Source organism: Janthinobacterium sp. BJB301, assembly GCF_002735685.1.
In the GTDB taxonomy this organism is placed as follows: Bacteria; Pseudomonadota; Gammaproteobacteria; order Burkholderiales; family Burkholderiaceae_D; genus Janthinobacterium; species Janthinobacterium lividum.
This window is the reverse complement of record NZ_PDZJ01000003.1, coordinates 266200-288355: the sequence shown is the minus strand read 5'-3', so window position 1 is coordinate 288355 and position 22156 is coordinate 266200. Positions and strand designations below refer to the sequence as shown.

The following is a 22156-nucleotide window of genomic DNA, read 5'->3' as shown; positions in this document are numbered from 1 at the left end:
ATCTTTTGGAATTGTTTGACATGACTATTGCACCTCAACGTTACCTCGCCCTCGACGTCCTGCGCGGCCTGACCGTCGCCCTGATGATCGTCGTAAATACGCCTGGCGACTGGGGCAGCGTGTATGCGCCGTTCCTGCATGCCGAATGGCATGGTTTTACCGTGACGGACCTGGTCTTTCCCAGCTTTTTGTTTGTGGTCGGCAATGCGCTTGCCTTTGCGCTGGGCAAGTATGAAAACCTGGGCCATGGCGCCGTGCTGGCCAAGCTGTGCAAGCGTAGCGCGCTGATCTTTTTACTGGGCTTCCTGCTGTACTGGTTTCCCTTCTTCAAGCTCGACGATGCGGGCCAGTTCGCCTGGTCGCCCCTGTCGCACACGCGCATCCCCGGCGTGCTGCAGCGCATCGCTGTATGCTACCTGGCCGCCGCGCTGATCCTCCATTACTGGAAGACGCGGGGCGCGCTGGTCTTCAGCGCCTGCGCCTTGCTTGGCTACTGGGCCATCCTGGCGACCTGGGGCGACTACAGCTTGCACGGCAACGCGCCGGCCAAGCTGGATCTGATTCTGCTGGGCGACAGCCATTTGTACCACGGCGAAGGCATCGCCTTCGATCCGGAAGGCATCCTCGGCACCTTGGCAGCTATCGTCAATGTGATCGCCGGCTACCTGGCGGGCAGTTTCCTGCGCCAGACGGCGCCGGCGCAGCTGCGCGCCAGCCTGTATCAGCTGGCCGTGGCCGGCGCCATTTGCGTGGCGGTGGCCCTGTGCTGGAATGAAGTGTTTCCGATCAACAAGAAGCTGTGGACCAGCTCTTACGTGATGCTCGGTATCGGCCTGGACTTGCTGCTGCTGGCGCTGCTGATGTTCATCATCGACGTGCGCAAGATCACGGGCTGGACCTACTTCTTTGAAGTCTTCGGCAAGAACACCCTGTTCATCTACCTGGTGTCGGAAGTGCTGGTGATCATCGCGTTTACCGTGCGCATCGGTGGCGGCAACCTGTACCAGTGGCTGTACCAGCAGTGGTTTACGGGCTGGGCGCCGGCGCGCGTGGGCTCCTTGCTGTTTGCCGTCAGCTTCATGCTGCTGTGCTGGCTGATCGCGTACGGCATGGACAAGCGCAAGATCTATATCAAGGTCTAAAACTTCAGCTTCAGGCCATAGCGTGTGGCCAGGGCCGTGAAGAGCAGCATCAGGGTGGTGACGGCGGCGGCATTCCACAGGCCGGCCGCGCCGCCCGTTTCCAGATACGGCCACCAGAAGCGCGGCAGGTGCAGCACGGTTGCCAGTTGCTGCCACAGGTCGGGCACGATGTAGGCGAACAGGGCATTGGTGCCGGCGGGCAATAGCACCGCCGCCCAGGCGCGCCAGCGCCACACGTCGATGACGACATAAAACACGAGGAACAGGGCCAGGATGATGGCGCTGCACACGAGCGTGTAGGATTCCGTTGCCGCGATCTTGTTGATGTGGTGATACGGCCGCAGCAGCAGGCCGGCCACCAGCAGGCCCAGCGCGAACCACGCCATGAAACGTATCCTCTGGGCATGGTTCAATGCTGCGCCACGCAGGAACAGCCGGCCCACCAGGGTACCGGCCAGCACATTCGCCGCCGTCGAACCGAGCACTTGCGGCACGTTGACAAACCCGTTGATACCCGCCGGCAGGAAATCCAGGCTGCCCGCCGTGCCGCCCATGTACAGCGCGATCAGCAGGGAAAGCACGCCCATCAGCGCCGTGCCGCTGCCCTGGCATGCCAGGTACAGCAGGCTGCACAGCAGGTAAGACCAGCCGATCATGCCGAGGATGCCCCACCAGGACGGTTGCAGCCAGGTGCTGGAAAATTCCGCATTCAATTCACCGCGGAACGTCGCCAGCAGGAACAGCATCAGGGCGCCGCCCGCGGCCAGCTCAAGCTTGCCCGCACCCTGGCGCCACAGCAGGATCATGGCCACGTAAAACAGCAGGAAATACACGGCGTGCGGCAGCAGCGCCGCCTGCGCATCGTAGCGGTAGGCGTTCGCCAGCACCACGCCGGCCAGCATCAGGCTGGCGGAGCGCCACAGCAGGCGTCCCAGCAGGGCTGGTGTGACGTGGCCGCAATGGCGCTGCAAGGCCAGCGGAATGGCCATGCCGACCATGAACAGAAAGCCGGGAAAGACCAGGTCCGGCACGGTGATGCCGTCGGCGCGGGGACCCGCATGTTCGAGCCACCAGGCAATGCCGGGCATGCCGGCCAGGTAGTTGACCCAGATCATGGTGACGATCACGAAGCCGCGAAAGGCGTCCAGGCTGGTCAATCGTTCGGCGGCGGTGGCGGTGGCGATAGTGGCTGGCGGCATGGAAGGATGAAAAAAGGTCGAAAAAAAAGCAGCCCCGGCCTGAGCCGGGAACTGCCTTGCGCATGCTGGACGGAGCGGGAATTACTGTGCCGCTGCTGCCGGTGCCGCCGCTGCCGTGGCAGGGCGGTTCAGCCACAGGATCCAGTAGCGGGCCAGGTCGCCCACGCCGTCGCCGCCCTTGACCGTTTCCAGGACTTTGATGGCGTCATCTTTCTTGCCAGCCATGGCGTAGGAATAGCCGAGGCGCAGCTTGGCGTCTTCAGCACGTTTCAGGCCGCCCTTGGCGATGCCTTTCTGGATCAGGTCGATACCTTTGTCGAACTGGTCCATCGTCACGAAGGCGTAGCCCAGATTGATCAAGCCCGTGCCATCCTTGCTCTTCATGGCCGACGCTTCGCCGCTGGCGATGTTTTTCGCATCGTCGGCGGCAGCCTTGTTGGCCTGGTCGCGCAGTTTCTTGTGCTTGGCCGCATTCGCGCCCGTGCCCAGCACGCCCTTGGCAAAGCCGGCGTCGAGGACTTTTTTCGCTTCCGTCGGGAAGGCGTTTTGCAAGGCGATTTCAGCCATGTCGCTGTAATCTTGCGGCGACATGGTGCCGACGGCCTGGAATTGCAGGCGCAGCACGTCCAGCGCAAAGCGGTCGGAATAGCCGGCCTTGCCCTGCAAACGGCCCAGCAGGTCGGTCCAGTAGTCGTCCGACGGGTAGTAGCGCACCAGGTTTTCCATGGCGATCAGGTAGGTGGCCGGATCCTTGCTTTTCGAACCCGTGTTGGCCAGCAATTGCAATTCTTCCAGGCTAGGTGTCTTGCCCGCTTGCTGTTGTGCCGTGATATCGGCCAACAATTCCTGCTTTGCGCGCGCAAAGTCATTGCCCAGGTAATAGGCGCGCACGATGTACTTGCGTACGCTGGCGACATCGCCCGTTTCCGTCTGGTAGCGGGTGAACCATTTGATGGCGTTCGGGTAATCCTTGGCGTTGTAGTGGTAGTTGGCCAGCGCCTGGATGAAATCGCCCTTGACGTTCTTTTCCAGCTTGCCCGATTCGATCACCGCTTCCAGTGCCGTCATGGCCATGGGCGCATTGTTGGTGGCCGATGCCAATGCCACGCGCAGGCGGTTCAGCACGAACGTTTCATACGGCGTCAGGGCCGGAATGGCGGCAGCCTGGTCGATGCGGCTTTGCACGTCGGCGTAGTTCTTGGCATCCATCGATGCCTTCACGGCGGTCGGATCGAGCAGCTTGAACACTTCAGGGCGCACCGATTCGGCCGGAGCGGCAGCCGCGGCGGCGGCTGGCTTGGCATCCTGCGCGTGCGACAGGGATGGCAGGACATTCAGGCCGATGGCGGCCAGGAGCAGGCTAAGACGGGCAAGACGGAATTGGGACATGGTCAATCCTTCAATCAATAACAAAAATACGCACCGGCACTGGCAACCGCAACATCGTGCAGTGGCATTGCCAGAGGGGCAAGGAAGCTCGAAAAACACATTTCTGCCGTTCTGCCTGCATAGGTCAAACAGAAGCGGCATGATACAAAACGGCTATTGTCACATAAACGGCTGAGCGGGTGCGGCAAACGTGCGTGCCAGGGCTTGCCCTGCGGCATCGAATAGCAGGCAGCGCTGCGCTGGCAGGTGCAGGCGCATGGCGTCGCCTGCCTGGCGCAAGCCTTCCTCGGCCGGCAGCTTGACGGCCAGCATCTCGGCCACGCCTGGCATGCTGGCGTAGACGATGGCCACGTCGCCCAGGTATTCGACATGGCTGACGGCCGCGTCGATCACGTTGCCGTCCGCATTGTCCCCGTGCTGCAGGCTGACATGCTCGGCGCGCACGCCCAGGGTCAGCCCGTCGCCCTGCGCCACGCTCCCGCCCTGCGCCTCGACGTCGATGACGGCGCCGCCGGGCAGGCGCACGGCCACCGAGCCGGGGCCGCTGGCAACGGCCGTGCAAGCGATGAAGTTCATCTTTGGTGCGCCGAGGAAGCCGGCCACGAACAGGTTGCCGGGATTGTTATACAGCGCGTGCGGACTGCCCACCTGCTCGATGCGCCCGCCATTGAAGACGACGATGCGCTCGCCCAGGGTCATCGCCTCGACCTGGTCGTGCGTGACGTAGATCATGGTGGTTTTCAGTTCCTGGTGCAGGCGCGAGATTTCCACGCGCATCTGCACGCGCAGCGAGGCGTCGAGGTTCGACAGCGGTTCGTCGAACAGGAAAACCTGTGGCTTGCGCACGATGGCGCGGCCGATGGCCACGCGCTGGCGCTGGCCGCCCGACAGGTCCTTCGGCTTGCGTTTCAACAGTGGCGTGATCTGCAGGATGTCGGCCGCGCGCTCGACGGCGGCGCGCACCTCGGCCTTCTTGTGTCCCGCCAGGGAGAGGGCGAAGGCCATGTTTTCGTACACCGTCATGTGCGGATACAGGGCGTAGCTCTGGAAGACCATGGCCAGGCCCCGCTCGGCCGGCGCGATATCGTTGGCCAGCTTGCCGCCGATATGCAGCTCGCCGTCGGTGATGTCTTCCAGCCCGGCGATCATGCGCAGCAGGGTCGATTTGCCGCAGCCGGAGGGCCCCACGAAGACGACGAATTCGCCGTCGCGGATATCGAGGTCGATGCCGTGGATGACCGGGTGCTTGTCGTCATACAGCTTGACGATATTCTTTAATGCGATGTGTGCCATGGACTGTGCGATTCCTAGCTTGCGCTGGCCGGCGCGGACGTGGCGCCGGCGTCAGACTGGTCGGAGGTATCCTTCGGGCCGATGCGCATGAAGCGCGACAGGATCAATACGGGCACGGCCGACACCAGCACCCACAGGAAAAACGTCTTGTAGCCGAGCGCCGTCTGGATGTCGCCGCTGATCATCTTGAACAGCACGAAGCCCAGCTGCATCACGCCGGTGGCGAACGCATAGTGGGCCGTCTGGTACTTGCCGACGGAGACCACCTGCATCATGAACAGGATCAGGCCGACGAAGCCGAAGCCATAGCCGAACATCTCCACGCTGAGCGCGGCCGTGATCAGGGTCAGGTCGGTCGGCATGCTGTGGCTCAGGTAATAGAACACCAGATTCGGCAAGTTCATGGCCAGGATCAGGAAGAACATGGCGCGCTTCAGGCCCAGCCACGAAGTGAAGTAGCCGCCGCCGATGCTGCCCAGCAGGAATGCCACGGTGCCGGCCGTGCCGTACACGGCGCCCACTTCCGTCGTCGACAGGCCCAGGCCGCCCAGTTCGCGCGCTTCGCGCAGGAACAGCGGGCCGATGGTCTGCACTTGCGCCTCGCCGGCGCGGAACAGGATGATGAAGGCGATCATGCCCCAGATGCCGGGCTTTTTCAGGAAGTCCACCAGCACGTCCCACAGGGTGCGGCTGATGCCGGCCACGCTCTTGTCGGCCACGGCCGCATTGCGCACCTGCGGCAGCGCCCACAGGTGGTACGCGGCCAGCGACAGCATCATGGCGCCGATGATCAGGAAGATCACCGACCAGGCGGGCTTGATGCCGATTTTTTTCTCCAGGTAGCCGGCCAGGATCACCAGGCCGCCCAGCGAGATGAACTTGCCCGCATTGAAAAAGGCGCCTTGCCAGCCCGCGTAGGCCGCCTGCTGCTTGTCCGACAGGCTGGCGATATACAGGCCGTCGCAGACGATGTCGTGCGTGGACGAGGCCAGCGCGGCGACGAACAGCACGGCGATGCAGGCGGCGAACCACAGCGGCGTTTGCAGGGCCAGCGCGATCAGGCCCAGGCTCAGGCCACCGGCGAACTGGAACAGCACCACCATGGTCTTCTTGCTCGACGCCAGTTCCAGGAAGGGGCTCCACAGCGACTTGAAGACCCAGGCAAAGCCGATCAGGCCCGTCCAGCGGGCGATCTGGTCGTTCGGCACGCCCATGCTCTTGAACATCAGGCCGGCCACCAGGGCCACGGCGTAGAACGGCAAGCCCTGGGCGAAGTACAAGGTGGGCACCCAGGAAATCGGGCTGCGGACTTTTTTGCTGATGCTGATGCGCTGGTCGTGCATGGGGGCTTCCTTATCGAGAGACGTTTTCATTTGACTGCGCCGTCCATGCCGCGCATGAAGAAGCGTTGGGTAAACAGGAAGGCGAGCAGGGTCGGCACGATGGTGATCAGGGTGCCGGCGGCGATCACGCGCGTACTGCTGCCGAAGGTGCCGCGCAAATACAGCACGCCCACCGACAGGGGGAATTCATCGGGTTTGCTCATGACGATGGAGGGCCAGATGTATTCATTCCACGATTCGACGGCCGTCAGGATGCCGACGGTGGCCAGCCATGGCGTAATCAGCGGCAGCATGATGCGGCTGAAGATGACCCACTCGGTAGCGCCATCGACACGCGCCGCGTCGATCAGGTCTTGCGGCACTTCCTCGAACGCCTGCTTGAGCAGCAAGATGGCCACGGCCGTCACCACGTTGGGCAGGATCACGCCCGTGTAGGTATCGACCAGGCTCATTTGCGTGATGGTGATGAAGTTGACGAGGAAGTTGACCTCGGACGGCAGCACCAGGGTGGCGAGGATCAGGCCGAACACGAGCTTGCGGCCACGGAATTTCAGGCGCGCCAGCGGATACGCGGCCAGTGAACACAGCAGCAGTTTCCAGAACACGGTGAACACGGCGATCAGCACGGAGTTCTTGAAGAACGACCAGATCGGGATGGCATTGAACACTTCGATGAAGTTGTCGAAGGACGGCGCCTTCGGCCAGAAGGTGGGCGGGAAGGCGAAGATATTGCCTTCCGTGGAAATGGCCGTCACCAGGGTCCACCAGAAGGGGAAGACGCAGACGACGGCGATCGCGCACAGCACGGCATAGTGGCCCAGTATGTGCAGGCGCGTTTTCAGGGAGCGGGAACGGGTTTTCATGGTCATTCCCCTGTCAGCGGTGCTTGGGTTTGAGGTAGCGCAGACACAGCAGGGCGATGCCGATGCAGAACAGCGAGACGACGAAGCTGGCCGCTAGCGCGCGCGGCAGTTTCAAGTGCTTGAGGCCCTGGTCATACGCGTAGTACAGCGCCGTGAAGGTGGAATTCATCGGGCCGCCCTGGGTCAGCACATCGACTTCCTGGTAAGCCTTCAGGGCCGCCAGCACGGACAGGATGGAGCACAGCATGATGGTGGGGCGCAGCATCGGCACGGTGATCTTCCAGAAACGCTGCCAGCGGTTGGCGCCATCGAGCATGGCCGCTTCCTGCATGTCCGACGGGATCGATTGCAGGGCCGCCAGATACATCACCATGTACCAGCCCAGGCCACGCCACAGGGTGACGAACATCACGGCAAACAGGGCCAGGCTGTCGTTCGACAGCCAGCCCACGGGCGCGTTCACCAGCTTCAAGGTCATCATCACGTAGTTCAGCGCGCCCTGTTCGTGGAACATGAAGCCCCACATGATGCCGACCACGGAAACGGTGGTCACCACGGGCACGTAGAAGGCGGCGCGGAACAGGCGAATGCCGGGCAGGCGGTTGTTGACCAGCACGGCCAGCACGATGGCGCCCACCTGCACGAAGGGTACCATCAGCAAAAACATCAGCGAGTTTTTCAGGCCCGAGACGAACATCTCGTTGTTGAAGATGTAGCGGAAGTTATCGAGGCCGACGAAGCGCGTCTCGCGTATCAGGCTGTAATCGGTGAAGGCCAGCACGGAGCCGTAGCCGACGGGCCAGAAGGAAAAGGCGGCCAGCAGCAGCAGGGCGGGGGTGAGGAAAAGCCAGGCTTGCACGGTATGGCGGTGGGTAAGTTTCATGGCGTCCTCAGTGGCGCGGCATGGTGGCCAGCTTGCGGTTCCAGATGGCGACGGCCTGGTCCAGCGCCTGCTTCACATCCTGCTTGCCCGTCACGCCCGCCTCGACGGCTTTCACCAGCGAACGGCGCAACTCGTCGTAGTCGTCGATGCCGGCCACGTACAGGGTGCGCGAGTGGCCCATCGACAGGGCGCCGGCGGCCACCGCCTTTTCGGCCGCACCCGCGTTCTGCGGCGTGGCGAGGAAGAACGGGTCGGCCGCCGCTTTCACCGTGGTGGGGAAGACGCTGGCCTGCTTGGCGAAGGCCAGCTGGTTCTCGTCGTTCGTCAGGAAGCGCGCGAACTTGCCGACCGATGGCAGCTGGCGCGCCGGCACGCCTTTCGGAATGGCGAAGTGCACCAGCCAGCCGCCGTCGGCGATGCCGGTCGGACCCAGCGGCGCGGGCGCCACGTCGGTGATGGCGTAGATGTCTTTCGCATCGCCGCGGATGCGCTGCATGGCCGTGGGCGGCGCCAGCAGCATGCCCAGGCGGCCGCCCTTGTAGGCGTCGATCACGGCGGGGAAATTGTCTTCGGCGAACAGGCTTTCCTTCAGCAGGCCGCCCACTTTATAGGTGTCGGCCAGTTTCTGCACCAGCGCCACGTGCTGCGGCGAATTGAAGACGGCGCGGTTGCCGGTGATGACGGCCAGGCCCTGCTGCATGAACAGGCCATCGATCTTCGACAGGGCGGGCGCGATGCCGGCCTTGCCCGTGCGTTGCGCGATCTGCCGCGCGTACGCCAGTTGTTCATCGAGGCTGGCGGGGCCGCGCGTGAGTCCCGCCTGCTTGAAAATGGCGGTATTGAAGGCGATCACCGCGACATTGCTGTACATGGGGAAGCCGTAGGTGCGGCCCTTGAAGCGCAAGTCGTCCAGGGCGCTGGGAATGTAGCTGGCGCGCGCTTCCTTGATCAGGCCATCGACGGGCGTGAGCAAGCCGTCGCGCGCAAATTCGTCGGCCCAGGGTACGTTCAGGCTGACCAGCGCGGGCGGCGTGCCGGCCACGATGCGCGTGACCAGCTTGGTCTGGATGACGTCCCACGGGAAGTCGATCCATTCGATCTTGACGTCGGGATTCTGCGCCTCATAGCGCGCCACCACCGCATTGAAATACGGCGTGAACTTGGGCTTCATGCTGAAGGTCCAGAATTCGATTTTCTCGGCAGCCCATGCCTGCGGCGCGAGCAGGCCCGCGCAGGCAACAACCGCCAACAGTCTCTTGATCGTCATTTTTATCCTGGAGCGTGGCGCTCCAATGTCCATGAGTCCGCGGCGCGGGTACATGCCCTTGCCGTCGCTTATATTCGGGTGCTTCTGCCGGCAGCCCCGCCCCGTGCCGGGGGCGGGTTGCCGGGTACTGCTTAATTGGTTTTCGTGACCTTGCTCAGGTGACGCGGCGCATCCGGGTCCATGCCGCGCGCGGCCGACAGTTTCGCCGCCATCACGTAGAAGGACTGGATGGCGACGATCGGATCGAGATCCGGCGTGGCCGCCACGGGCAGGGTCAGGTCGCGCTCGGCCACATCGCTTGGCGCCGCCAGCAAGACCTTGGCGCCACGGCCGCGCATCTCCGTTGCCAGCTGCAGCAGGCCGGCTTGCGTCGGGCCGCGCGTGGCGAAAATCAGCAGCGGGTAACCGTCTTCGATCAGGGCCATCGGGCCGTGCTTGATTTCGGCGCCGCTGAAGGCTTCCGCCTGCAGGGCCGAGGTTTCCTTGAATTTCAGCGCCGCTTCCAGCGCCACGGGGAAGCTGATGCCGCGTCCCACGACCATGATGTTGCGGGCCGGAGCCAGCACGTCGATGGCGGGCGACCAGTCGACGCGGGTCGCTTCGAGCAGCGCTTCAGGCAGCGCTTCCAGGCCCGCCTGCAGTTCAGGGTCGTTCTGCCACTGGGCCACCATGCGTGCGCCGGCGACCAGGCTGGTGATGAAGCTCTTGGTGGCGGCAACGCTTTGTTCCTTGCCGGCGCGCAGGGGCATGGCCCATTCGGCGGCGTGCGCCAGCGGCGACTCGATATCGTTGACCAGGGCCACGGTGGTGGCGCCGCCGTCGCGGAAGTAGCGGATCGGCTCGACCACGTCAGGGCTCTGGCCCGATTGCGAGATCGAGATGGCCAGGGTGTCGCGCGTCACCAGCGGCGACTTGTTCAGGGTCACCAGCGACATCGGCAGGGATGCGACGACACGGCCCAGGCGCGCCATGATCAGGTAGGCGACGTAGTTGCAGGCGTGGTCCGAGCTGCCGCGCGCGATGGTCAGCGCGGTCGAGAAAGAGGTGCTCCTCAATTTGCGGCCCAGTTCCGCGTAGCGTTCCGTGTCGCTGGCCAGTTGCAGGGCGACGCATTCGGCGGCGGAAATGGCTTCTTTAAGCATCATTGAGGTCACAGATTTCTCCTTCTATATACACAGCTTTGAGTTTGAGATCGCGATCGAGTACCACCAGATCGGCGTAAGTACCGGGGGCCAGCCGGCCGCGTTCTTCCAGGCCCAGGTAATCGGCGGCATTGGTCGACACGCGCTTGGACGCGTCGGCCAGGTCCAGTCCCAGTCCCACCAGGTTGCGCAGCGCCTGGTCCAGGGTCAGGGTGCTGCCCGCCAGCGTGCCGTCGGGCAGACGCACGCCGCCCATGCATTTCTGCACGGCGTGGCGGCCCAGCATGTATTCGCCGTCCGGCATGCCGGTGGCGGCGGTCGAATCGGTGACGCAGTACAGGCGCGGGATGGCGCGCAGGGCCACCTTGATGGCGCCCGGATGCACATGAAGCAGGTCGGGGATCAGTTCGGCGTATTCGGCGTGCGCCAGGGCGGCGCCGACCATGCCAGGCTCGCGGTGGTGCAGGCCGCTCATGGCGTTGAACAGATGCGTGAAACCCATGGCGCCGTGTTCCAGCGCGGCCACGCCGTCTTCATAGGAACCGAGCGTGTGGCCGATCTGCACGCGCACGCCGGCATCGGCCAGGGCGCGCACCAGGTCCAGGTGGCCGGCGATTTCCGGCGCGACGGTGATGACGCGCAGCTTGGCCAGGGTTTGCAGGCGTTCGATTTCGGCCAGGTTGGCGGCGCGCGCATAGTTCGGCTGCGCCCCCAGCTTGCCGGAATTGATGTACGGACCTTCCAGGTGGGCGCCCAGCACGCGCGCCGTGTTCGGGCGGCGGTGGTTGGCGGCGATGCCGATGGCCGTCAGGGCCATGTCGATATCTTCCGGCGGCGCCGTCATGGTGGTGGCCAGCAGGCTGGTGGTGCCGTGGCGCGCATGGATGGCCGCGATGGTGTAGACGGCTTCGCCGCCTTCCATGATGTCCTTGCCGGCGCCGCCGTGCACGTGCAGGTCGATAAAGCCCGGCAAAATATAGTCGTCGCTGTTGCCCGACGGGTGAAGGGATTCGCCCGTGATGCTGTCGACGCGCTCGCCGAAGGCGATGGCGCCGTGGATCCAGCCGCCGGGGGTAAGGATATTGCCTTTGATAGTGCTGCTCATCTGCGCGACTCCGCTACGAATTCATAATAATCACTGCGGCAATACGAGTGGGTCAGTTCCACCGCTGCGCCGTTGTCGAGATAACTGACACGGGTGATGTGCAGCATGGCTTCACCCGTCTTGATATTGGCCAGCTTGGCCTGTTCCGCCGTGGCGTTGACGGCGCGGATATGCTGCAGCGCGCGCATCGGGATGGTGCCGCGCGACTCCAGATAGCCGTACAGCGAATCGGTCACCTGCTGCGGGTCCGGCATGTAGAGCGCGGGGATGGTGGTCGTTTCGATCGCCATCACCACTTCGTCGGCCGTGCGCAGGCGGCGCAAGCGCGCCACCGGCATGTGCGGCGACAATCCCAGCGACAGCAGCTCCAGCGGCGCGGCCGAGCCGATATCGCGCTGCAGCCAGCGCGAGCCGGCGGTAAACCCCCGTTGGCGCAACTCTTCCGAAAAGCTCGTCAGGCGCGACAGCGGCTGTTCCAGCTTGGGCGTGATGTAGGTGCCCGAGCCGCGCTTGCGCGTCAGCATGCCCCGGTCGCACAGCATGTCGATGGCCTTGCGCGCCGTGACGCGCGAAATTTCCAGGATGTCCGACAGTACGCGCTCGGAAGGCAAGGCCTGGTTGGCGCGCCAGTCGCCGCTGGCGATGCCGTCCGACAGCATGTTCGCCAGCTGCATGTAGAGCGGCGTGTCGCTGGCCGGATTGGGTTTGAAGGCGGACAGTTTGGCCAGCATGGTCATTGCTCCTGCAAGTACTTGCGTATCAGGCGCAGGCCGCCTGCGGCCGAGTCGCCCTGTGCCGGCACGACCAGTTGCAATAAGTCCGCCGGCAGGTAGCTCGACAAGGGCGCCGCCAGGCCGCCGCACAGGGCCACGGGCAAGGTGCCAGCCGGATCGAGGGCCCTGGCGATGAGGGCGATCTGCTGCCCCGCATCCATCAGGATGGTGCGCGCCACCGCATTGCTGGCCGCGTGTTCGAGCACCAGCCGCGCCAATTGCGCGAAATTGGTCTGGCTGGCGGCGGCCAGCCACACCTGCATGGCGTCGCGCTGGCCGCCGCAGGCATCGATGATGGCCGTGGCGAAGGCGCTGCCGGGCACGCGCCCGTCGACCACCTGCTGCGCGTGGTTGATGGCGCGCATGCCGATCCAGGCGCCGCCCGCCTCGTCGCCCGAGGGGAAGCCCCAGCCGCCCACTTCATGGCGGCTGCCGTCCGCGTGCAGCACTTCGCCCACGCTGCCCGTGCCGATGGCAACGATGGCGCCCGGCTGGCCCGCATGCGCACCCAGCAGGGTGGTCAGGGCATCGGATTCGAGTGCCACAAAGGCATAGCCGGGATTGTGTTCGACGAAGCTGGCGGCCCACTGCTTGTTGTGCACGCCGGCCAGGCCCAGGCCGATGGCCATGCGCTGCAGCGGCGGCTGTTCCAGGCCGGCGGCGCGGAAGGCCAGGGTGACGGCATGCGCCACGGAAGTCCAGGCCCGTTCGATGCCCAGTCCCAGGCCGGAAGGGCCGCTTTGTCCCTGCGCCAGTTCCTGGCCGTCGAGGCGCGCCAGGCGTACGCGGGTTCCGCTGCCCCCGCCGTCGACGCCGATTATGTATTCGATCATGTTGTGCAGTCCCGCGTTTGGTTGAATGCGCCTGTCTCGGTTCTTTTATTTGTCGGGCGGCGAAAAAGCTGAAGGCACTATATTGTCGCCCCGATGGCTTGTCAACAGGTATTTAAGTGGTATTAATAAATGCGTTGCGCGATGGCGCGCCGTGCCCGAGGGTGTGATTGCAAGTGTTTGTTAATAAAGGAGTTTTTGTGCGTCGTGAATGGTATTGAAATTGGCCTTGTTTAATGCCAATTTTTTCAGACTGGTCTGTGCCGCGCGCTGCAGTATTGCTTGGCAAGGGACGCCATGAAGAGTAAAGTCCGCCTTTTACACCTGAGTTGGAAGAGCATGATGAACGACAAGGCAGCAAAGAGCGAGTACTGGGACGACTGGCAGCAAGAGGCGCTGGCCGCCGGCGTGTCGGCGCCGCTGGCCGCGCTGGGCATGGAAATGATGCGCACGCACCGCAAGAACCGCTGGCCGAAGGATTTCCTGGGCCGCGAAAGCGATGGCCCGGTCATGATCGAAATGTGCCTGGAAGACGAGGCGGAAACGGAATTGTTCTTTATCGAGAACCTGTATCCCTACGATGCGGCGCTGATCGAAAAGACGCGCCGCCGCCTGTGCCTGCACTGATAGTGCGCTGACGTGTGGATGGAACGGCCGCCTTGCGCGGCCGTTTTCACGTCAGGTACTGAATTTTTCGCTGCTGGGGCGCGCGCGCATGCGCAGGCTCAGCAGCAAGATGGCGACCAGCAGCAGCGAATGGGTGGCCGGTTCATGCGGGCCGGAGGCGTGCCGGCTGGCGTTCGGTGACTGGAAGCTGGCCAGCTGCATGGCCAGGGTGGCGGGCGCCGCCTGGTAGGCGGCCACTTGAATCGGCGGCGTGTCTGCCGCATGCATGTTGCCAGCGGCCCAGAGTGACAGGGCCGCGCCCAGCAAGATCATCTTTCTCATCATATTGTCTGTTTCCGCCGAGGGCTGTAAGTCGATGACACATGGTCCCGCCGTATGCCGGCCCATGTCCTGTCCCCAGTTGGTATGCTTTCCGGCGCTGCTCATGCCGCACCGAAATGATATCTATTTATAAATTTCGTGTATTAAAACATAATAAAATCAAAATGCAAACGTCTTTTTGCAAATAAGTGCATGCGCTGCCTGTGCTTGCCGGGCGGGATTCATTGCATGGGGGAAATGACGTGGCATTTTCATGGGGGAGTGTCATAATGGCCCAGGCATTTCCGCCCAGGCATGGAGTAGATGATGAGCAAGGCACAGGACAGCAAGAAGGAAGCCAAGAAGGAACCGGCCAAGACCATGAAGGAAAAGAAGGAAGCCAAGAAGGTCAAGAAAGAAGAGCGCAAGCACTGATCATGCGCGTGCGCCGTGCATTGATGCGCCCGTGGCGTGCGCCGGCCCTGCTGGCGGCGTTCGCCTTGCTGGCCATTGGCGTGCCCGTGTCCGGCGTGCTGGCGCAGCAAAAGCCGCCGCCGTCCACGTTCGGGCAAGTGGTGGGCAATGCCGTGCTGTGCATCGACCAGATCGACAACAAGGCCTTCTATGCCTATTTGCTGACGGCCTTCGGCCCGGCCTACAAGCATGAAGGGGGCGCCTACTGGTTCCGCACGGACGCCACCTTGTGGGGCGCGCCGATTACCGACGTGATCGTCAGCGACGACACCAGCCCCCTCGTCTTCATGGGCGTGGTGGCGGACTCGACGCCGGAAAAGCTGGAACCCGCCATCCGCGGCGCCTTGGGCCTGCGTTTCAATAAACTCGACAATTCCGCCTTTCCTGTCCGTGGTTCCGTGCCTGGCAGTAAAATCGTCTACTTCCGTAGCAAGGCGAAAGTGTATTGCGCCAAATACAAGCCGTTGCCGCCCGCCCGCACCCGATGAGGGGTTCGGCTTGGCGCCGCGCATTTTGATCGTTTCATCCGCAGGGTCTCCATGTACACGCATTATTTCCAGCTCAAGCAATCGCCGTTCTCGATCGCCCCCGATCCGCGCTACCTGTTCATGAGCGAACGCCACCGCGAAGCGCTGGCGCACCTGCTGTATGGCGTGGGCAGCGGCGGCGGCTTCGTGCTGCTGACGGGAGAAATCGGCGCCGGCAAGACCACCGTGTGCCGCTGCTTCATGGAGCAGATTCCGGAAAACTGCCAGCTCGCGTATATCTTCAATCCGAAACTGTCCGTCGAGGAATTGCTGCTGTCGATCTGCGAGGAATTCCGCATCGCCGTGGCGCCCGGCGTGGCCAGCGTGAAAGGCTATGTCGACGCCATCAATGCGCACCTGCTGGCCAGCCATGCGCAGGGCAAGAACAATGTGCTGATCATCGACGAAGCGCAAAACCTGTCCGCCGCCGTGCTGGAGCAGTTGCGCTTGCTGACCAATCTGGAGACGAGCGAGCGCAAGCTGCTGCAGATCATCCTCATCGGCCAGCCGGAATTGCGCGCCATGCTGGCCCGGCCGGAACTGGAGCAGCTGGCGCAGCGCGTGATCGCCCGCTATCATTTGGGGTCGCTGACGGCGGACGAGACGGCCAGTTATATCCGCCACCGCCTGGCCGTGGCGGGCAGCACGGCGCAGACGCCGTTCGCGCCGCGCCTGATGGCGCCCATCCATGCCATGAGCCACGGCGTGCCGCGCCGCATCAACCTGCTGTGCGACCGCGCGTTGCTGGGCGCCTACGTGGAAAACCAGCCGCAGGTGACGCGCCAGATCCTGCGCCGTGCCGCCGAGGAAGTGTTTGCGGAAGAGGGCAAGCCGGCTGCCGGACGGGGCCTGCGCTGGGTCCACGTGACGGGCGGCGTGCTGGCCGGCGCCGTGGTCACGGCCGCGCTGGCCTGGCATTTCATGCCGCGCCCGTCCGCTGTGCCCGCTGTACCTGCCGTGGCAGCCTCTGCGCCGGCCGCATCCAGCGTGGTGGTTGCCGCAGCATCCGCATCCGCGCCCGCGCCCGTCAGCGTGCCGGACCGCAACGCCGTGCTGCGCCAGCTGGCCAGCCTGTGGGGCGAGCAGTTGCCGGCCGGCGACGCTTGCCAGGCGGGCGCCCGCGCCGGCCTGCGCTGCCTGCACAGCCGGGGCGGCATCGCCGAACTGCGCGTGCTGGACCGTCCCGCCATGCTGGCCTTGCGCGGTGCGGAGGGTGTGGAACAGCTGGCGCTGCTGACGCGCTTGCAGGACGAGACGGCCACACTGATGCTCGATGGCAAACAGCAAAGCCTGCCGCTGGCCCAGTTGGCACAGCGCAGCGATGGCAGTTTCACGACCTTCTGGCGCGCCCCGCGCAACTGGCGCGACGAAGTGCCGCTGGGCGCCCGCGGCGCCGACGTGGACTGGCTGGCGCAGCGCCTGGCGCAACAGCAGGGCTTGCCGGCGCCGGCCGCCAATCTGCCGCTTGATGCCGAGATGCAAGGCCTGTTGCGCGCCTTCCAGCAGCGCCAGAACCTGCGGGCCGATGGCCTGGCAGGCCCGAAAACATTCATACGCCTGATGCAGCTGGGTGACAATTCGGAGCCGCGCCTGAGCAGCGCAGCTCCTGCCGTGGCGGCGCCCGCTGCGACGGCGCTGGTGGCGGGGAAATAAGATGTCCTACATACTTGAAGCACTGAAAAAATCACAAGCCGAGCGCCAGCTGGGCGAGTTGCCGTCGATCCACGCACTGCAAGTGCAGCTGCACGACACCGCCGCGTCCGGCGTGGCGCGGCGCGCGCCCGTCTGGCTGGCGCTGGGCGGCGTGACGGTGGCCGTGGCTGCCACGCTGCTGCTGTGGCAGCCTTGGCAGGCCGCGGCCAACGCGCCTGCGGCGATTCCTATCGTTCCAGCCGTGCTGGCCCAGGCCGTGCCCGCGCCGATGCCGGCAGCGCCGCCACCAGCGGCTCCCGCGCCTGCGACAGTTCCTGTCGCGCAAGTCCCCCCCGTGCCGGCGGCGGTCGCCGCCGCCCCCGTGCACCATGCCAGACCTGTGCCGGAGCCGAAACAAGAGTCGCCAGGGCAGGCGGCTGCGCCAGTCCCCGCTCCCGCTGCGGCGCCGACTATGCCCGCGCCCGCGCCGTCAGCCGAAGAGACGGTGCCCGCCATGCGCGACTTGCCCGAGCCGATACAGCGGCAAATTCCCCCGGTCGCCATCGGGGGCTATATCTACTCGAAGAATCCGGCCGACCGCCTGTTGTTGATCGACAAGGTACTGCGCCACGAAGGCGAGGAGCTGGCGCCCGGCCTGGTGCTGGAAAAGTTGCAGCCGAAGGCAGCCATCTTCAGTTTCAAGGGCTACCGCTACCGCGTGCCGTATTGAGCTGTTGCGCATCAAGACCGGACCGCTAACGCTGAACCATACTGGCCAGGCCTGGTCGAACCAGGGTCGCTGCGACCGTGTGCGCGGCCGGGGGAGTTCCGATGATTGCTGCCGCAGCTGGTGAGGGTGTCCTTGATGTGGATGTGCCTGAAAACCTGGCGCGCATCGACCATATCGTCGTGCTGATGATGGAAAACCGCTCGTTTGACCACATGCTCGGCTACCTGAGCCTGGAAGGCGGGCGCACCGATATCGACGGCTTGCAGGCAAGCCATGCCAACGTGCATGCGGGCGTGACCTACCCCGTGCACCATTTGCGGCGCACGGCCTTTGGCCCGCAGCAAGACCCGTCGCATACGGGCCTGTCGGTGGCGCAGCAATTGCAAAACAATAACGGCGGCTTTGTCGACGACTATGCGCAAACGCATCCGGGCGACCCCGACATCGACCTGGTGATGGGTTATTACAATGGCGCCGACTTGCCGATGTACGATTTCCTGGCGCAGCAGTTCTGCGTCTGCGACCGCTGCTACAGTTCCGTGCCGGGGGCTACCTGGCCCAACCGCCTGTATGCGCTCAGCGGCAAGGCGGCCGGCAGCAAGGACAGCAAGCGCGTGCCCCTGTATGCGAACAAGTCCTTCGTGCGCCACCTCGAGCGTGCCCAGGTCAGCTGGAAATTTTATTCCGCCTGGAAGCCCTGGAGCCTGGCGCTGACGGACGACCATTACCGCTCGTCCGAATGGTACGAACCGTTCGGCTCCAGCGCGCGCCGCTATGGCTTCATCGGCGATGCCCTGGCGGGTGCCTTGCCCTCGGTCAGCTGGATCGATCCGCATTTCTTTGAGAATGACGACCATCCGCCAGCCGATATCCGCGCCGGCCAGGCGCTCGTGGCGCAGGTCTACCAGGCCCTGTCGCGCGGTCCCGACTGGACGCGCACCTTGCTGATCCTCAGCTATGACGAACACGGCGGCTTTTTCGACCATGTGCCGCCTGGCCCCGCCATCGACGACGACCCCGCGTTTCGCCGCTACGGCGTGCGCGTGCCCATGCTGCTGGTGTCGCCGCTGATCGCGCCGGGCAGCGTCAGCCACGAGGTGGTTGACCACACGTCGATCATCAAGACCATCCTGCAGCGCTTTTGCCGTGCCGCCGATGGCGCCTTGCCCCAGATGGGCGCGCGCGTGGCGGCCGCCAGCGGCCTGGGGAACGTGCTGACGCTGGCGCAGCCGCGCGCGGCGCCTGCCGTGCCCGCCGTCGTGCTGGCGCAGCGCGCCGCATGGGAGGCGGATGTGCGGGCGCAGGATTTCATGCCGCTGGCGCCCGCCTGCCCGTCTGATGGCGAGGGGGCCGCCGCTGCTGCCGCCCCGTCCCAATCCGATGCCGAGGCGGGCGCGATCGCCGCCCACCGGCAATTGGCGCGCATGGCCAGGAATGCGCAGGCGGTGAAAAATCAAACGGCGAATAAAACGGCGGGCAGGACAGCGGACAGGCGCCGGCGGCAGGGCGGCAAGCCGGCGTCCGCCGGCGCCGGGAATGGCGGGAAATCCACAGGCGCTTGACCTGGGCGATGAGGTGGGCAATGCACGGCGCCTGCGCCAGGCGGTGGCGCCCGTGGGGCTGCGTATAATCATTCCTTCTCAATCAAGGAGTGACCATGCACGATGCGATGCCCGCACACCCGGTACTTGGTGTGATCGGCCGTTCCGGTAGCGGCAAGACGACCCTGCTGGAATTTGTGGTGAAGGAATTGGCGGCGCGCGGCTTGCGCGTCAACCTGGTCAAGCACAGCCACCATGACCTGGCGCTGGAACCGCCGCAAAAGGACAGCGCCCGCCTGCGCCTGGCCGGTGCGGCCGAAGTGCTGGTGGCGTCGCCGTACCGCTTTGCCATCGTGCATGAGCTGCGCGGCGCGCCGGAACCGAGCCTGGCGCAGCAATTGTCCCGCATGGGGCCGGCAGACCTGACCCTGGTCGAAGGTTTCAAGACGGACCCCATCCCCAAGCTGGAAGTGTTCCGCCCGGAAGTGGGGCAGGCGCCCCTGTATCCGCACGACCCGCATGTGGTCGCCGTCGCGTCCGACAGCCCGGCGCCGGCCGATTTGCGCGAGGGCGTAGCATGGCTGGACTTGAATGCGCGCGAGCACGTGCTGGCCTGGCTGCTGCAAAGACTGGAAAAATAAGCTAAAGGTTTGCCGGCGGCATCCGTTAACAAGGGTAGAACCTCATTGGAGAAACGTATGGACGTCGGAAGCATTGCTCAACTGTCAACCACGATGGCGGAGACAGGCACGCGGCAAGCCGTCGGCTTGACTGTCCTCAAAAAAGCCCAGGATATCCAAAGCTCGACTGCCACAGCCTTGCTGGCAGCGCTGCCACCGGTACAGTCGGCGCCGAGCCTGCCGGCCCACCTCGGTAACCGCATCAACACGACAGCCTGAGCGCAGTCCCGCGGCGCCGGTCTGGCGCTCGCCATCGCTATGCCCACACCACCGTCTTCGACGGTGGCGAGTGGGCGTTTTTGTCTGTCTTCCTGCCTTCCCTTCCTTCCTGTGAAATTGACTAATTGACCATGGTTCGCCATGGCGCGGCCGATTCAGTAAAATGATGTCCACCACCTCGCGTTGCCCATGGCGCAGCCCGGGGCGCGCCATCACTTTGACCCATGCAAGAGGAATCACCATGAACAAACGTCAAGCTCTCATCGCTGCCGCCCTCGCGGGCATCTGCGCCGGCACCACCATCAACGCGGCCGCACACGATGGCCCCGCCCCTGGCGACAAGGAAAAATGCTATGGCGTGGCCAAGGCGGGGCAGAACGATTGCGCCTCGTCCGATGGCGCGCATTCCTGCGCCGGCCAGGCGGAAGCGGACAACCTGCCCACGGAATGGACGTATGTTGCCAAGGGCACGTGCGAACAGACGGGCGGTTCCGTCAAGCCCATCAAGGCCGGCAAGGCTGCCAAGCCGGCCACGCAACCGTAAGCGTCCGCCGCCTGCCCATGCCGCCGACCATCCAGGCCCTTGCCGGCGTCGGCCTGCGCGCCGTGCACTACCGCGACTTCCTGGCGCGCCGGCCCAAGGTGGGCTGGCTGGAAGTACACACTGAAAATTATCTGCAGCCGTCGGGCTGGGATCATCATGTGCTGCAGACCCTGCGCCAGGATTACCCGATCAGCCTGCATGGCGTGGGCCTGGGCCTGGGTTCCGTGCGCGGTTTTTCCGAGGCGCACCTGCAGCGCGTGCGCGCCGTGGCCGAGCGCATCGAGCCCGCCCTCGTGTCGGAACACCTGTGCTGGGGCGCCGTGGCGCAGCGGCAACTCAACGATCTGTTGCCGCTGGCCTTGAACGGCGCCGCCCTCGATTTACTGTGCGCAAGAGTGGGGCGGGTGCAGGATGTGCTGAAAAGGCCGATCTTGCTGGAGAATGTCTCCACTTACCTGCGTTTTGCCGACGATGCCATGAGCGAGGCGCAATTCCTGGCGGAACTGGCGCGTCGCAGCGGCTGCGGCCTGCTGCTCGATATTAATAACTTGTATGTGAACCAGTGCAACCACGGCGAAGACGCCTTGACGGCCATGCAGTCCATTGCGCCGGGCAGCGTGGGTGAGCTGCACCTGGGCGGCCACCTGCTGACGCCGCACGCCGTGGTCGATCACCATGGCGCCGCCGTGGCCGATCCCGTCTGGGACTTGTATGCGGCCGCCTTGCTGCGCTTTGGCGCCGTGCCCACCCTGGTCGAATGGGATACGGATCTACCGCCGCTGGATATCCTGCTGGGCGAGGCGGACAAGGCGCAGGCCATGCTGGCGCGGCATGTGCCGCAGACGCCATGGCAGGGAGCGGCGCTGCCGTCCTCGCCAGCGCCAGTGCCGCTTGACGCGCTGGCGGCTGGCCAGCAAGCGTTTGCCGCAGCCTTGCTGGATACGGCGGCAGCCTTGCCGCCGTTCGCGGGAGACGCGGTGCCGCAGCGTTTTTCACTGTACCGCGGCAGCCTGGGCGCCAACTGGCGCCGCACGCTGAGCCAGGTCTACCCCGTCGTGCTGGCGCTGGTGGGGGAGGAATTCTTTGGCGGCCTGGCGCACGCGTATGGCCGGCAGATGCCATCCGATAGCGCTGATTTGAATCAGTTTGGCGCCCGTTTCGCCGATTTTCTCGCTGTGTTCCCGCCCGTGGCGGAGTTGCCCTATCTGCCGGACATGGCGCGCCTGGAATGGGCCTTGCACCTGGCACATTACGCAGCCGATGCGCAGGGCCTGGCGCCAGAGGCGCTGGCCGCCCTGCATCCCGATCAACTGGAAGCGCACTGTTTTACCTTGCATCCCGCTTGCGTTTTGCTGGCGTCCGGCTGGCAGGTGGCGGCCCTATGGCAGGCGCATCAGGATGGTGAAGGGCAGGGGATGTTTCCGCAAGAGATGCAGGTGGCCAGCTACGCGCTGGTATGCCGGACGCGCTGGAAGGCGCAGGTGCTGGTACTGGATGCGGCCGCGCATGCGGCATTGCTGGCCTTGCAGCAGGGGCAGACCTTTGGCGCCGCGCTCGATGCGGCGTTCGAGCTGGATCCGGCATTTGACCTGGCCGCATACTTGCGCCAGTGGCTGGCGCATGCGGTATTGACGACCTGACGGTTTAGTACGC

The 22156-nt window shown here is 64.6% G+C and carries 22 protein-coding genes; 10 read left to right on the top strand and 12 right to left on the bottom strand.

The genetic code is table 11. The features are described 5' to 3' along the window. Positions 1-20: 20 nt before the first annotated feature. Positions 21-1142: an acyltransferase family protein gene (locus tag CSQ91_RS20665; protein ID WP_099389471.1), complete on the top strand. Its 1122-nt coding sequence runs from the start codon at positions 21-23 to the stop codon at positions 1140-1142. Here CSQ91_RS20665 and CSQ91_RS20660 read toward each other — a convergent pair. The 11 genes from CSQ91_RS20660 to CSQ91_RS20610 form a co-directional block, all read right to left on the bottom strand. Beyond that, positions 1139-2341, bottom strand: coding sequence for a DUF5009 domain-containing protein (locus CSQ91_RS20660; protein ID WP_099389470.1), 1203 nt, complete (start codon positions 2339-2341; stop codon positions 1139-1141). The two genes, CSQ91_RS20665 and CSQ91_RS20660, sit on opposite strands and share 4 nt — an antisense overlap. A gap of 81 nt (positions 2342-2422) precedes the next feature. Further along, entirely contained in the window at positions 2423-3730 is a 1308-nt protein-coding gene (locus CSQ91_RS20655) for a tetratricopeptide repeat protein (protein ID WP_070257505.1), read from the bottom strand. A gap of 159 nt (positions 3731-3889) precedes the next feature. Beyond that, positions 3890-5023, bottom strand: coding sequence for an ABC transporter ATP-binding protein (locus CSQ91_RS20650; protein ID WP_099389469.1), 1134 nt, complete (start codon positions 5021-5023; stop codon positions 3890-3892). Between the two features lie 14 nt (positions 5024-5037). Further along, a complete protein-coding gene (locus CSQ91_RS20645; RefSeq protein ID WP_052140085.1) occupies positions 5038-6366 on the bottom strand; it encodes an MFS transporter in 1329 nt (442 codons plus the stop codon). A gap of 26 nt (positions 6367-6392) precedes the next feature. Beyond that, positions 6393-7229, bottom strand: a complete 837-nt coding sequence (locus CSQ91_RS20640) for a carbohydrate ABC transporter permease (RefSeq protein ID WP_070257507.1) — start codon at positions 7227-7229, stop codon at positions 6393-6395. 13 nt (positions 7230-7242) lie between these two features. After that, the gene (locus CSQ91_RS20635) at positions 7243-8112 is read right to left on the bottom strand and encodes a carbohydrate ABC transporter permease (RefSeq protein ID WP_034781832.1); all 870 of its coding nucleotides are present in this window, start codon (positions 8110-8112) and stop codon (positions 7243-7245) included. 7 nt (positions 8113-8119) lie between these two features. After that, positions 8120-9379 carry an ABC transporter substrate-binding protein gene (locus CSQ91_RS20630; RefSeq protein ID WP_099389468.1) on the bottom strand — a complete coding sequence of 420 codons (1260 nt, stop codon included), beginning with the start codon at positions 9377-9379 and terminating at the stop codon, positions 8120-8122. 131 nt (positions 9380-9510) lie between these two features. Further along, positions 9511-10524, bottom strand: a complete 1014-nt coding sequence (locus tag CSQ91_RS20625; RefSeq protein WP_034781837.1) for an SIS domain-containing protein — start codon at positions 10522-10524, stop codon at positions 9511-9513. Next, positions 10514-11626, bottom strand: coding sequence for an N-acetylglucosamine-6-phosphate deacetylase (gene nagA, locus CSQ91_RS20620; protein ID WP_034781839.1), 1113 nt, complete (start codon positions 11624-11626; stop codon positions 10514-10516). The genes CSQ91_RS20625 and nagA overlap by 11 nt, the downstream gene beginning before the upstream one ends. Further along, entirely contained in the window at positions 11623-12357 is a 735-nt protein-coding gene (locus tag CSQ91_RS20615) for a GntR family transcriptional regulator (RefSeq protein WP_052140116.1), read from the bottom strand. The genes nagA and CSQ91_RS20615 overlap by 4 nt, the downstream gene beginning before the upstream one ends. A 2-nt stretch (positions 12358-12359) precedes the next feature. After that, the gene (locus CSQ91_RS20610; RefSeq protein WP_070257510.1) at positions 12360-13232 is read right to left on the bottom strand and encodes a BadF/BadG/BcrA/BcrD ATPase family protein; all 873 of its coding nucleotides are present in this window, start codon (positions 13230-13232) and stop codon (positions 12360-12362) included. Between the two features lie 336 nt (positions 13233-13568). Between CSQ91_RS20610 and CSQ91_RS20605 the strand changes: the two genes are divergently transcribed. Further along, the gene (locus tag CSQ91_RS20605; RefSeq protein ID WP_034759823.1) at positions 13569-13856 is read left to right on the top strand and encodes a hypothetical protein; all 288 of its coding nucleotides are present in this window, start codon (positions 13569-13571) and stop codon (positions 13854-13856) included. A 51-nt stretch (positions 13857-13907) separates the two neighbouring features. On the opposite strand, the gene CSQ91_RS20600 is transcribed toward CSQ91_RS20605, so the two are convergent. Continuing rightward, on the bottom strand, positions 13908-14180 hold the full coding sequence (locus tag CSQ91_RS20600) for a hypothetical protein (RefSeq protein ID WP_143451070.1): 273 nt from the start codon (positions 14178-14180) through the stop codon (positions 13908-13910). 413 nt (positions 14181-14593) lie between these two features. Here CSQ91_RS20600 and CSQ91_RS20595 point away from each other — a divergent pair, with 413 nt between their 5' ends. The 8 genes from CSQ91_RS20595 (at position 14594) to bufB (ending at position 22143) form a co-directional block, all read left to right on the top strand. Then, positions 14594-15118: a hypothetical protein gene (locus CSQ91_RS20595; RefSeq protein ID WP_099389466.1), complete on the top strand. Its 525-nt coding sequence runs from the start codon at positions 14594-14596 to the stop codon at positions 15116-15118. Positions 15119-15169: 51 nt separating this feature from the next. Continuing rightward, positions 15170-16810: an ExeA family protein gene (locus CSQ91_RS20590; RefSeq protein WP_099389465.1), complete on the top strand. Its 1641-nt coding sequence runs from the start codon at positions 15170-15172 to the stop codon at positions 16808-16810. A 1-nt stretch (position 16811) separates the two neighbouring features. Further along, positions 16812-17519, top strand: coding sequence for a general secretion pathway protein GspB (locus tag CSQ91_RS20585; RefSeq protein WP_099389464.1), 708 nt, complete (start codon positions 16812-16814; stop codon positions 17517-17519). Positions 17520-17620: 101 nt separating this feature from the next. Further along, positions 17621-19081, top strand: a complete 1461-nt coding sequence (locus CSQ91_RS20580) for an alkaline phosphatase family protein (RefSeq protein ID WP_099389463.1) — start codon at positions 17621-17623, stop codon at positions 19079-19081. A gap of 95 nt (positions 19082-19176) precedes the next feature. Then, positions 19177-19701 (top strand): molybdopterin-guanine dinucleotide biosynthesis protein B, encoded by a 525-nt coding sequence (mobB, locus tag CSQ91_RS20575; RefSeq protein ID WP_099389462.1) that lies wholly within the window; start codon positions 19177-19179, stop codon positions 19699-19701. Positions 19702-19758: 57 nt separating this feature from the next. Next, entirely contained in the window at positions 19759-19959 is a 201-nt protein-coding gene (locus CSQ91_RS20570; protein WP_034781856.1) for a YjfB family protein, read from the top strand. A 241-nt stretch (positions 19960-20200) separates the two neighbouring features. Continuing rightward, positions 20201-20503 (top strand): BufA1 family periplasmic bufferin-type metallophore, encoded by a 303-nt coding sequence (locus CSQ91_RS20565; RefSeq protein ID WP_099389461.1) that lies wholly within the window; start codon positions 20201-20203, stop codon positions 20501-20503. A 17-nt stretch (positions 20504-20520) separates the two neighbouring features. After that, complete coding sequence (gene bufB / locus CSQ91_RS20560; RefSeq protein WP_099389460.1) at positions 20521-22143, top strand: MNIO family bufferin maturase; 1623 nt, start codon at positions 20521-20523, stop codon at positions 22141-22143. Positions 22144-22156 lie beyond the last annotated feature (13 nt).